Source organism: Edaphobacter sp. 4G125, assembly GCF_014274685.1.
Classification (GTDB): Bacteria; Acidobacteriota; Terriglobia; order Terriglobales; family Acidobacteriaceae; genus Edaphobacter.
In genome coordinates this window covers 1838744-1851126 of the sequence record NZ_CP060393.1, presented here as the reverse complement: position 1 = coordinate 1851126, position 12383 = coordinate 1838744, and the positions used below count along the sequence as shown (strand labels likewise).

Sequence of the window (12383 nt, the reverse complement as noted above, 5' to 3'; positions counted from 1 at the left end):
CACAGATCCGGCGACCTCTTCTTTGTCTCCTTGGACCGTCGAAGCTCCAGCTTCTGCGGTCTTTTTATTTCAGATAAAGTAGTACCGCAATGTTGTATGCCGTAAACGATCCGTTATCCACAGAACACGCCCCCACCACCGCACGATGATAACGGCCTGACTGGATACGACTCTCCAGCTGCTCCGGCAGGCGATCCAGGCGGCTCGCCGTATAACGCATGACGAACCACGGCTTGTACTGACCGGCATAACCTGTCTCCATCGTGCAGGTCTGCCTGGCCTCCGACAGAGTAGCAGTCCTGTTAGCGGGACCGACGGACAATCCCCTCTGAGCAAGCAGTTGCGCCACAGCAGACTCCTGCGAGTTATAAGGAGTTGCCAGGACGAGCGCTCCGAAATCTTCCACGCCATAGAACTGGCCGTCTCGTGCTACAACAGCTACGCCGATGACATTCACGTGAGGATCCAGAAGATTCGCCCGGTGTTTTGGGGAGTGCATCCATATCTCGTGTAAGGCGGAAGCATCCCGTCCGAGTGCGACATTCTCCGAGATCTTCGAGAAACGAACTCCCGCTTGCGCACCGCGTTCGGCCAGATCCAGTTCTCCGGGGAATTGATGGGAGATGCTGTTATATCTGGCCATCTGCAACGCATGCAACCGTGCCGCGTGTGCGAGGAGAGGATCATTCTGGAGCTGCGGCAGCCCTCGCGCAGCCCGTTCCTGATTGACCGCAACCAGCAGATATTGTTCCGCAACGTTGGGTGAAGGCTGCCTCTGCGAGGAAGTCGCTGCATCCGCTATCGGCAGAAAAAACACCGCCAAAAGACACGCAGCAATCCAGGAAATGATACGACCACCGAAGATGAGGAATCGGAATAAGTTGGAAGATCTGTTTTTCATCTGCATCGCCAAAAATCCCATGAAACAGTTAGAACAAGGCAGATGAAAAAGAGAAGGACCACAGCTTTCTAAAAGAATAAGACACCAAAGGACAGCGCCTGTTGCGCTCCCATAACTAAGAGTAACGGCTGATTCTGCATCTGCGGCACTTCCTTTCGAATCTAATCCTTGTGAGCGCCGAACCGTATAATCAGAAAGAGATGCCTTTTACTGCCGTTAATAAAGTTGCCGATGCAGATTTCCCAACTCGTTGGGGACACTTCCGTATTCTTGGCTTCGAAGGCATTATTGACAATCCTGAGCCCTGCAACGATACGTTGCCCGCTTCGACTCGGCGTGTCGAAGGAGCCGTCGCCCTCGTCATGGGCGACATTCACTCCGCTCCTCCTATTGTCCGGATTCACTCCCAGTGCCTCACCGGTGATGTCTTTCACTCGCTGCGCTGTGACTGCCGCCAACAGCTTGAGCTTGCTCTTGCGACGATCACCGAGGCAGGCTCCGGCATTCTTCTCTACGAGCAACAAGAGGGCCGCGGCATCGGATTGATGGCAAAACTCCGTGCCTATGAGCTGCAAGACCAGGGCCTGGATACGATCGAGGCAAACATCGAACTGGGCTACAAGGCCGATTGCCGCGAGTTTGAGCTTCCAGCCGAGGTCCTTAAGCAGCTTGGCGTCCATGCCGTACGCCTCATCACCAATAATCCTGCCAAGGTCGAGGCGCTCGAGCAGGCTGGGATTAAAGTCGTGGAGCGTATCTCCGCCGAAGTTCCGGCTGAACCGACAAATCTGCGCTACCTTCAGACGAAGCGGGACAAGATGGGACATCTCGTCGGCTAACGCCACGTCCTATCGATTGACTTATCGAGCGAAAGCACACGCTCAACCTATCTCCAATTCCCCATCCCTCAAACTTTATCCTTGACAGCCACCATATCTCTTTAGTTACTTTTATGAGTGTTTAGTTTCTTTTAATAAGGGTATGCGTAGATTGCGAAATAGAACGATGCAATCTGCCCGATATCTCCACATTCATTGAAACTCCTCCATAAGATTCGCTTCGCAGACGCATCGAGTTTAACGCCAAGGAGAAAGCATGGGATTTTCCAGAAGAGAGTTTATTGCCCTCAGTGCTGCAGGAGCAGCTGAAGTCCTCACCACACGCAATGCAGCTGCCGAAGTTGCAGGGTCCTTGCAGTCGATGGTTGGCGTTCCATACGAACGCAAGGACCCGCGCATCGGCATCATCGGTGTAGGGGGCCGCGGTACATCTTTGCTCAAGAATCTCCTTGCCGCGGACGGAAGAGTGCTTGCGATCTGCGATATCGCAGAAGATCACGCAAAGAATGCTCAACAGCTCGTAGAAAAAGCCGGCGGCAAATCACCTGAGCTTTATACCGATGGCGACTTCGCATTCGAAAAGCTGGTGGCACGGAACGATCTCGATCTCGTGATGATTGCCACGCCGTGGATATGGCATGCGCGCATGGCCGTTGCAGCGATGGAACACGGAAAACACGTATGGTTCGAGGTCCCCGGAGTTCGCACGCTCGAAGAATGCTGGCAGATCGTGCACACCTCGGAAAAGACGCGCCGTCACTGCACCATGCTCGAAAACTGCTGCTACGGATACAATGAAACGCTCGTCCTGAAACTTGTGCAGGATGGCCGTTTCGGCGAGCTTCTCTGGGGAGAAGGAGCATATCTCCACGATCTTCGCGAAGAGCTCTTCTCCAACAAGGGCGAAGGATTGTGGCGTCGAAAAGAACATACGCTTCGGAACGGAAACCTCTATCCGACCCATGGTCTCGGCCCGGTTGCGAATTACATGGGCATCGCTCGCGGCGACAACTTCGAATATCTCGTCTCCATGAGCTCTCCGGAAGCAGGATTCAGTGCATATCGTAAAGAGCATGTTCCGGCCGGCGATCCCAAGTGGAAAGAAGTCTACAAAGAAGGCGACTTCAATATCTCGTTGATCAAAACGGCGAAGGGCCGCACCATCACGGTCAAACACGACACCTCTAATCCCATTCCCTACAGCCGGATCAATGCAATTGCCGGCAGCAAAGGGGTCTTCGAAGACTATCCCCCGCGCATCTACTTCGACGGCCAGGAAGGCGGAGAGAAATATACCTCGCTCGACGACTTCAAGCAGTATCAAAGCCCTCTCTGGGAGAAGATGGGGGAGATCGGGAAAAAACTGGGAGGCCACGGCGGCATGGACTTCCTCATGCTTTACAGCCTGCTTAGCTGCTTCCGTGAAGGAGTTCCACCCGACATGGATGTCTACGATGCCGCCCTGTGGGCCAGTGTCGTTCCGTTGAGCATTGCCTCCGTAGCCCAGGGAAGCGCACCGCAGAAGGTTCCTGATTTTCTTCGTGGACGCTGGAAGGGCCGTGCTGAAACCACCCTTGGATCACTCAAGACAACGGCTTCGTAGAAGTGGGAATGTGATCAAAAAAGAGAGCGCCGTGATGGCGCTCTCTTTTTCTGCACCCTGCACCTCTAATGAGAGGACAGGGATTTCCCACGCAGCGTCTGCTCCTGCATCAATGCCTTGATAAAGACACCGCCGACCACGGATCGCGCCTGAAAGCCTATCTGCTTTCCACTCACCGTATCGTAGAAGTCTGTCGTCGGAACCCGCGAGGTGGTGTTATCAGCCCATACCACCAGTCGATGGATCAGATCGTCGTACTGCGCTGAATTGCTCGCAAGGCTTGCCGTCCACACCTGCCAATCCAACTTCGTAATCGTCTTGCGATTGTCCAGAGGTAACCCATAAGGCTTTAGCTGTGTGCTGTAGTACTTCCATTCTGTTTCCATAACCTTCTTTGGAAACAGGTGAAGGCCCAGCAGATCATCCCATACCAGGTTGTACTTTTGACTCCACGTGCCCGGCTGATCGAAGGCAAGCATGTAATGATCGCCATCGAACGCCATCTTCTCCCACTGCTCAGGAAGCGTGCGCACAATCTTCTCATAACGGTTCGCCAGATTTGTGTCGCCGACTCCGCGAGCAATCTCGACAAAGGCTCCTAGTGCTTCGATCGCCTTAATTGAAAGATTCGTATTGTGTGCCAGATGTCCGGCAAAATCATCCGTGCTCAACTGATTCTCGGGATCCATTCCCTTTTTCTCGAGATACTCTGCCCATTGCGTAAGCTGCGGCATATAGCGCTTCGCGAAGTCCCAGTTCCCTTCTGCTCGGCCTAGCGCCGCCACCATCAGAATCATGTTGCCGCTCTCTTCCACCGGCATCTGGTCCGCTTCATTCTCCTCGCCGCCTCCATACACCTGACCATTCGCCAGCGGATACGTTCCGAGATCGTGGGGTGCAAACGGAAACCTCCATCGCGGAAGCGACGCATAACGCATCACGGGTTCAAGCTGCGCCTCCAGCAGCTTTGGATTGAAGAGCAGAAAGAATGGGGAAGAAGGATACGTTACATCGACCGTATCGATGCATCCGTTGCTGTCATTTTCTTTGGAGAAGAACAACGGCGTCCCATCAATATCCGCCACCAGCTTGTGCGCCGCAATGGTCTGACGGAAGAGCAATGAAGTCAGGTATCGGTACTCTGCTCCTCCCGCCTTCTCCATGTTCTTCATCACTTCTTCATCGAACTTCACGCCGCGCTCTTCAAGCGACGGATATTCTTTTTCTGCAGATTCGAGCATCGCAGCTTCGGTCATACCATTGCGCTGCCAATAGGGGCGAAGTCGACGGCCGAGATACTCGATGGCATATCCCTCCGTATAGGCCAGTTCCACATGGCGCTCTACCTTCGCAGTTCCAACCATGCCCAATGGCAGCTTTGCAGAGAGATGCGCTGCGCGTGGATGCCCGGCTGCAGGAACCGGCATGGAAGAATCATCCGTCTCCGGAAGATTCCCTGAAGAAACAAATGAAGGAATGCCACGATTTGCCATTGATACCGTCGCTGCGGCTGCATCAGGCACTGCAAGATGGAAATATCCCCAATCGATACGGACCCGGTCTCCGGACTGATGCAACGTTTGTTGATCGCGAGATCCCACGTTCAACAGCGTCAACCCCTTCGCGTGGCTCCGCGACCATGTCACCTGTTGGCCGGGTTGATCCACTGCGATCAGCGGATTGACGTCCAGCATCAGGTCCGTCTGGTGCTGCTTTCCATCAGCTGATCGAACACTCCAGCTCAGATACGTTACAGGGCGCGACATTACATCCAGGTCCTTCGGAAAGAGAGGCGTGAAGAATGTCACGGCAAGTTCCAATCCATTTGCCGTAAAGACATAGCGCGTATGCAGAGGAGTCAGCTCTACGGATCGCTGCTCCATCGCTTCAATCGCTGGCATGCCGAAATATCCATGCGGCGTTGTGCCCATCCAGCGGAATGTCTTTCCATCAATTCGAATCAGGCCGAGAATCGGCTGCGCGACTTCCGTCCAGTGTTTTACAGGAACATCGGTCAGCTTATCGCCCATCGACCACAAACTAAAGAATGGATCATTTGTCACCAGCGGCGTTGCCGGTGCGCGATGCTGCTGTCCTGCTGCAGAAAGACATATCATCACCAACAGGGAGCAAGCTGTCGATTTCATCCTCTTCATCCACGTATCCTTTGGTAAGGTTTCTCGCTACCTTTATACGCGAGATTGGATATTGCCTCGGCGGTTCGCCTGCGAAGTGTCCTCAGCTAAAATTAAAGGATGGAGCTTATCGTCTACACTGCGGCATGGTGCCGCGACTGCCGCGAAGCGAAGCGCTTCTTGAACACTCACAACATCTCTTACAAGGAGATCGATATCGAAGCCACTCCTGGCGCGGCTGATCTTGTCTTAGCCAATGTAGGGAAAAGGGCCATCCCCCAGTTCGTCCTCGATGGCAAGTGGATTCAACCGTATCGACCTGGCTATGGATTTCTTCACGATGAGATGGAAGAACTCTTCGGCGTCAAAAACTCCTGATCATTTCTCCCGTGGATTCTCCGTCTCTACTACCTTGTTCTCAGGATCGAACGATTGAAGCTGCGTGCTCTCGAATACACGATCAATCAGGTGATCGATAGGAGATTGAGATTCCTGGTTGCGCCGAAAGGGCCAGCGCAGGCGAAGGACTCTATGCTTTTCCCTGTCTCGTAGCGAAGCCTTACTTCGAGCGATCAGAAGATCATCGATATTCAAAATCCCTAGCAGAGTTCTCTCATGATCGACCACCGGAAAGGACTTCAGATTCAATTCAGCCATCTTCTCTGCGGCTACTCGAAGCGTCTCCCACGGATCGACTATTGCAGGAGAAGTCACACCATCAGCAATCAGTGGGTCTGTCGGTTCTCCCCCACTTGCCGCTGTAATCATCTGGCCTCGCGTCAGAATCGCAGCCAGCTTTCCGTCCTCTCCGACTAAGGGAAAGATTCTCTGCCAGTGCGACCATGCCTCGCTTCCGCGCTGGTCCATCTTCTCCAACCAATCCATGGCGTCCTGTCGCGTCGCATTCGCAGGCAAAGCAAAGACGCTCGTATGCATCACCTCGCGCACCATCACCGTCTCTAATGGATCCACCCCATACTCGCGCGAGAGATGCAGCCCCTTGCGGCTCAGTCCTTCCGTCAACATCGAACGAGGCTGCAACAACACGCTGAGTGCATACGACGTTACGCAGGCCAGCAATACCGGAAGCATCAAGCCGCCGTTGTGTGTTAGTTCCACCGCAAACATTGCAGATGTCAGCGGAGCTCCGAGAGCAGCGGAAACAACGGCGGTCATGGCGATGGCAGCCCATGCTCCCTGCGAGATCGGGTTCAGCCAATGCCCTACAATGACTCCCATTGCGCCGCCGATCATCAACAGTGGCGCAAAGATACCGCCTGCCGTTTCCGATCCAAGGGAGACGACCCAGATCGTCGATTTCACCAGCAGAATGCCCACCAGCAGGTGCCATGTCACCTGGTCGTTCAGCAACTGCCGGATCACGCCATATCCCACACCCAATGCTGGCGGAAAGATCAATCCGCCAAGTCCAATCACAATGCCGCCCAATGCTGGCCACCACATCCAGTGAATCGGCAATCGTTCAAAGCTGGTCTCAAAAAAATGAATTGCGCGACTTAATCCTGTAGCCAATAAAGCAGCCAGTACACCCATCAGGAGCGCACCGATCATCGCCGCATGGTGCATCACAACGGTCGTCGGCGGCATGCGAAAGATCGGCTCTGCGCCTAACAGCATGTGGCGAATTGCTCCTGCCGTCACACAAGCAATAGCAACAGGAACCAGGCTGCGTGGTCTCCATTCAAATAGGAGCAGTTCAACCGCAAGCAGAATGGCAGACATCGGACAGTTAAAGGCAGCCGCCATTCCGGCAGCAGCACCAGAAACCATAAGCGCCGTGCGCTCCGCATCTGACATCGGAAGCAGTTGCCCCAGCAGCGACCCCACTGCTCCGCCTGTCATAATCACTGGGCCTTCCGCTCCAAACGGCCCACCTGATCCAATCGAGATCGCAGTCGCCACTGGCTTCAAGATCGCAACCCGTGGCTGTACACGTCCCCCATTGAAGACAACAACCTCGATCGCCTCCGGCATACCATGCCCTCTCACCTTCGGCGATCCATACCGCGCAATGAGCCCCACAATCAATCCGCCAAGGACTGGAACGAAGACCGCCCACCAACCAAGGTGATGATTTGCCGGTTCAACTCCTACAAAAGAAAACCGGTGATAGTAGAAGAGGTTGATCGCCAGATTGATCAATTCAATCAAGACCCAGGCAAGCACCCCACTTATAGCACCCAGCACCATAGCCAAGGCGCTCACATACAGCACTCGGGCATCGACCGAATAGTCCCGAAGCCGGCTTATCGCAGCGCTCATCGTGCTCCACTCTTCTTTGCCGTATTGCGGCCGCCGATCAACCGCTGCAATGCCCGAACCATCTCCGGGCCTTCGGCCTCGATCTTCAGCAGATGGGCATCGACCAGTGTTGCCAGGGTCTTGCTTCCGCGCTCCGTAAGCTCCACCAGCGAGCGGCGGTGATCGTTCTCATCCGCAACTCTCCTTACCAGTCCCGATCGCTCCGCGCGATCGACCAATTCCACAGCGCTGTTATGGCGCAACACCATTCGCTCTGCCAGATACGAAATCGAACACCCCTGCCCTTCAGGCACCATTGCAACGGCCTGCATCAATTGATACTGCTGCGCCGAAATATCCGCCTCTTCCGCGGCCACCTCGCTGAAGCTCAGAAATCGCCGCAAACGGTATCGAAACTCCGCCAGGTCGCCTAGCCGCTCCGACTGTCCTGTAGCTCGCTGTTTTTTCGCCAGGGTCATCTTGGTTCCGTTTATGTCGCATCACGATTATATCGTATAACGACATAAATACCAGACAACCTGAATCGACACCCATTTAGGGCGCAAATGCTCCTCGAAGTAAAATAGAGAGGATATCCACATTTCTATCTTCTGGAGAGCCTGCACCTTGATCCCCCGCTATACACGCCCTGTCATCGGTCGCATCTGGTCTGACGAAAACAAATACCGCTGCTGGCTCAAGGTGGAAGTAGCTGCCTCGCAAGCTCTTGCGCGCTTTGGCCTCGTCCCGCAAGAAGCTGCCGATGCTATTCGTGATCGTGGAGATTTCACCGTTGACCGCATCAACGCCATTGAGGCCGAGGTCCGCCACGACGTCATCGCTTTTACCACCACGGTCGCTGAGCACATTGCGAACCCGGAGCATTCTCGCTGGCTGCACTACGGCCTCACCTCGACCGATGTCGTCGACACCGCGCAGGCCCTTCAGATTCGCGAAGCCTCTGCCATTATTCGTGAAGGAATCGTCGCTCTCTCCGAGGTTCTCAAGCGTCGCGCCCTCGAGTTCAAGAACACTCCCATTATCGGCCGTACCCATGGAATCCACGCCGAGCCTTCCACCTTCGGGCTCAAGTTGCTGCTCTGGTACTCCGAGATGCAGCGTAATCTCAAGCGCTTCGATGCTGCCGCCGAAGATCTCCGCGTCGGCAAACTCTCTGGAGCCGTAGGTACCTTTGGGCATCTCAAGCCGAAGCATGAAGAAGCTATCTGCGCGGAGCTCGGCCTTACGCCCGCCGACATCGCCACGCAGGTGCTCCAGCGCGATCGCCACGCCGCCTACATCTCGACACTTGCCGTGTTGGCCAGCACTCTCGACAAGATCGCAACCGAGATTCGTCATCTGCAACGCACCGAAGTTCGAGAGGCCGAAGAGTTCTTCTCCGAGAAGCAGAAGGGTTCCAGCGCTATGCCGCACAAGCGTAACCCCATCACCAGTGAGCAGATCTCCGGACTCGCCCGCGTCATGCGCTCCAACGCCCAGACTGCGCTTGAAAACGTCGCTCTCTGGCACGAACGCGATATCTCGCACTCCTCTGCCGAACGGGTCATCTTCCCCGACTCCACCATTCTGGCGGACTATCTCCTCGCAAAGACAACGAACCTCATCGAGAAGTTGCTCGTCTATCCTGCCCGTATGCTGAAGAATCTGGAATCCACCGGTGGACTCGTCTTCTCTGGGCAACTTCTGCTCGACCTTGCAGAGTCTGGCATGAGCCGCGAAGACGCCTACCGCCTCGTCCAGGGCCATGCGATGAACTCCTGGAAGAATGACCTCGTCTTCCGCGATGAGATTGCCAAGGTTCCCGAGATTACAGCGCGACTCAGCCCCGAAAAGCTGGCCCACGCGTTTGACTACAACCGTCAATTGGCCAATGTGGATGCAATTTTCGAACGCGTGCTTAAAACGCCCGCATAACCCTTTGTCTACCCAGTAAGGAATGACTACAGGGGGAGCAGCGATGAATCTTTCGGTTGAATTTGTCCAGATCGTCGACGCTGCCCTCGTCTCTTCCACTCAACGCAGCGGCCCGCACCTCGTCTGCCGTCCTGGCTGCACACAATGCTGCCATGGGGTCTTCCCTATCTCCCATCAGGACGCTGCTCGCTTGCGCGAAGGCCTCGATGCACTCGAACAACTGGATCCACAACGAGCAGCACAAATTCGCACTCGCACTGTCGAATCTCTCGCTCGCATCTCCCCACTCTTCCCTGGCGATCATGCTACCGGTATCCTCTACGAGGATTACGAAGACTCCATGCTCTTCACCGACGAATCCGACAACAGTATCGGCGACACCGAACCCTGCCCTGCGCTCGATCCCACGACTGGCACTTGCGACCTCTACGAACACCGGCCTATCGTCTGCCGCACCTTTGGCCCACCCATGCGTACTCCTGAAGGGAACCTCGCAACCTGCGAGCTCTGCTTCATTCACGCCTCCACTGAAGAGATCGCCGCTGCAGAGCTTGACCCTACAATTCCCTCACTCGAAGCCGACAGCAACGCGGCTTACAATGCCGCACACAACCTCCACGGCGAGACCCTCGTCGCTTACGCTCTTCGCTCTGCATAAGCGATAATCATTTCTGTGCCTGAATCCCATACATCAACGCACAACATCACGCTCGCTGTCACAGGAGCCAGCGGCTCAATTTATGCCGCCGAGATACTCCGCGCCCTCGCCAACGACAATCGAGTCTCCCACATCCATTTCGTTGTCTCTGAAAGCTCCCTTCGCGTCTTTGCCGAAGAACTCTCCTTGAGTGGACGCAATAATCTTGCTGAAAAACTCATCGGCACCCCCTGCCCAAAGCTCCACCAACACGCTGAATCCGATATCGGCGCCAGCATTGCCAGTGGCAGTTACCCCACCAGTGCCATGATCGTGCTTCCCTGCTCCATGGGAACCCTTGCTTCGATCGCCAACGGTCTGGCGTCAAACCTTATCCATCGCGCTGCAGATGTCTGCCTGAAAGAACGGCGCCCGCTCATTCTCTGTGTGCGCGAGACGCCCTTCAACCGCATTCATCTTCGCAATATGCAGTTTGCGGCCGAAGCAGGAGCAACCATCTTCCCTACCATCCCCACCTTCTACAACCATCCGCAAGACATCGCCGAGATGGCCCGCAACTTCGTCCATCGCGTCCTTGCGCACATTGGTCTACCTCAAGAGGGCGCTTATCAGTGGCACCCGGATGAAGATTAGTTTCCTGATGTAAAGAAGGTTTTTTCCACTCTCTGCATCGGCGGCTGCGCCCGCAGAAACTCGTCCGTCGCCTCTGCCACTGGTTGCCAGCACTCCAGTGGAGCCAGGTGACCGCATCCTTTAATAAGGCTGAGCGACGAGTTGGGAATCGACTCATGAATTCGCTTCCCTACCTCGAGCGGAATCAGCTCGTCCGCAGATCCCCACACCACCAGCGTCGGCTGATGGATATTTTCTAGCCGGAAATCCAGCAGATCGCGCCCATTCGCCATCGCAGATACGCTGCGAACCACCACCCAACTGTTATGCGCAATCTTCCGCAACACCGCACGCTCTACAAACTCCGGTATCGGTTTTGGATGCGGTGAAAGCATCTTCATTAATCTTGCGATTGCCGGAGCATTCGTTGGTACAAAAAGTTCCGAACCGAAGTCTGCCGGGAAATAAATCCCTGCGCTGTCATAAACCACCAGCCGATTCACCATCTCTGGATGGTCCAGCGTCATCTTCATTGCCACCCATCCACCCATCGACCATCCGCCGACAAAGGCATGCGGCAGATGAATCGCCTGCGCGAACGCGACGACGGCTCTCTCTTCCATTGAGATCGAGTAATCCGCATCTTTCGGCTTGGAAGAACGTCCGTACCCGGGAAGATCTGGAACATACACATGGAATCCTCTCGCCGCCATCGCAGGAATCATCGCTCGCCAGTCTTCGCCGCGAGCGCCAAGCCCATGAATCAGCAGCAGAGGAGCGCCGTCCCCATGCGTCGGCTTCGCCTCAAAGTAGTGCAGTCGATAGCCGCCTGCCTCAACATATTCGCTCTTCACGCCCGCACGCCATAGCTGAAAACTGGTTATCTGATCGCCAACCCACAGAGGGTTGAAATAGAACGTCAAGCCCGCAATCGCGACGATGATCAACACAACCAGCAAGACCCGCAGCACAATCTTCATCGCGCCTTCGTCTCCGCAAGCTTCCAACCCTGCTCAATTACATCCAGGGTATCTGTCCCAAGATCATACTCGGCCAAAGACGCCTCGTTATAAGGAATCCACCGGGCCTCGATGGCGTCATCTCCACACAACAACTCTGGAAGGATTTTTTCTTCCACGAGACAAAGCCACTCCACTAGTACATAGTGGAACCGCACTCGTCCAGCCTCATCGCGGATAATCCGATCCAGCGCGGTGATGACCTCAACCGGTCGCACTTGGACGCCCGCCTCTTCGCAGACCTCGCGGACGATTCCTTCAGCCGTCGTTTCGCCCAATTCGAGCGCTCCTCCCGGCAGTGACCATGTTCCCCGCATCGGTTCGCGACCGCGGCGCACAAGAAGAATCGTTTCTCCACATACAACCACCGCCGCCACGCCGACGATCGGAGCCTGCGGATACTCCCGCCCGCTCCTCAC

The 12383-nt window shown here is 55.2% G+C and carries 12 protein-coding genes; 6 read left to right on the top strand and 6 right to left on the bottom strand.

What is annotated here, in order from left to right; genetic code table 11:
- Positions 1–64: 64 nt before the first annotated feature.
- Positions 65–817: a CAP domain-containing protein gene (locus tag H7846_RS07700; RefSeq protein ID WP_255460974.1), complete on the bottom strand. Its 753-nt coding sequence runs from the start codon at positions 815–817 to the stop codon at positions 65–67.
- Positions 818–1101: 284 nt separating this feature from the next.
- Here H7846_RS07700 and ribA point away from each other — a divergent pair, with 284 nt between their 5' ends.
- Positions 1102–1740 carry a GTP cyclohydrolase II gene (gene ribA / locus H7846_RS07695; RefSeq protein ID WP_186695879.1) on the top strand — a complete coding sequence of 213 codons (639 nt, stop codon included), beginning with the start codon at positions 1102–1104 and terminating at the stop codon, positions 1738–1740.
- A 256-nt stretch (positions 1741–1996) separates the two neighbouring features.
- Positions 1997–3343, top strand: coding sequence for a Gfo/Idh/MocA family protein (locus H7846_RS07690; protein WP_186695878.1), 1347 nt, complete (start codon positions 1997–1999; stop codon positions 3341–3343).
- 65 nt (positions 3344–3408) lie between these two features.
- Here H7846_RS07690 and H7846_RS07685 read toward each other — a convergent pair whose 3' ends face one another.
- Positions 3409–5490, bottom strand: a complete 2082-nt coding sequence (locus H7846_RS07685; RefSeq protein WP_222597557.1) for a glutaminase family protein — start codon at positions 5488–5490, stop codon at positions 3409–3411.
- Positions 5491–5598: 108 nt separating this feature from the next.
- Between H7846_RS07685 and H7846_RS07680 the strand changes: the two genes are divergently transcribed.
- Entirely contained in the window at positions 5599–5856 is a 258-nt protein-coding gene (locus H7846_RS07680; protein WP_186695876.1) for a glutaredoxin family protein, read from the top strand.
- Here H7846_RS07680 and H7846_RS07675 read toward each other — a convergent pair whose 3' ends face one another.
- On the bottom strand, positions 5857–7761 hold the full coding sequence (locus H7846_RS07675; RefSeq protein ID WP_186695875.1) for a chloride channel protein: 1905 nt from the start codon (positions 7759–7761) through the stop codon (positions 5857–5859).
- Positions 7758–8219, bottom strand: coding sequence for a MarR family winged helix-turn-helix transcriptional regulator (locus H7846_RS07670; protein WP_186695874.1), 462 nt, complete (start codon positions 8217–8219; stop codon positions 7758–7760). Before H7846_RS07670 ends, H7846_RS07675 begins: the two co-directional genes overlap by 4 nt.
- A 148-nt stretch (positions 8220–8367) precedes the next feature.
- On the opposite strand from H7846_RS07670, the gene purB reads away from it, so the two are divergent.
- Genes purB through H7846_RS07655 form a run of 3 tightly spaced genes read left to right on the top strand, consistent with a single transcriptional unit; the run spans position 8368 to position 10966 of the window.
- Complete coding sequence (gene purB / locus H7846_RS07665) at positions 8368–9675, top strand: adenylosuccinate lyase (RefSeq protein WP_186695873.1); 1308 nt, start codon at positions 8368–8370, stop codon at positions 9673–9675.
- 43 nt (positions 9676–9718) lie between these two features.
- Positions 9719–10333 (top strand): YkgJ family cysteine cluster protein, encoded by a 615-nt coding sequence (locus H7846_RS07660; RefSeq protein WP_186695872.1) that lies wholly within the window; start codon positions 9719–9721, stop codon positions 10331–10333.
- A gap of 15 nt (positions 10334–10348) precedes the next feature.
- Complete coding sequence (locus tag H7846_RS07655) at positions 10349–10966, top strand: UbiX family flavin prenyltransferase (RefSeq protein ID WP_186695871.1); 618 nt, start codon at positions 10349–10351, stop codon at positions 10964–10966.
- Here H7846_RS07655 and H7846_RS07650 read toward each other — a convergent pair.
- Together H7846_RS07650 and H7846_RS07645 are read right to left on the bottom strand one after the other, a co-directional pair.
- Entirely contained in the window at positions 10963–11925 is a 963-nt protein-coding gene (locus H7846_RS07650; protein WP_186695870.1) for an alpha/beta fold hydrolase, read from the bottom strand. The genes H7846_RS07655 and H7846_RS07650 overlap by 4 nt on opposite strands.
- Positions 11922–12383, bottom strand: coding sequence for an NUDIX hydrolase (locus H7846_RS07645; RefSeq protein WP_222597556.1), 462 nt, complete (start codon positions 12381–12383; stop codon positions 11922–11924). The genes H7846_RS07650 and H7846_RS07645 overlap by 4 nt, the downstream gene beginning before the upstream one ends.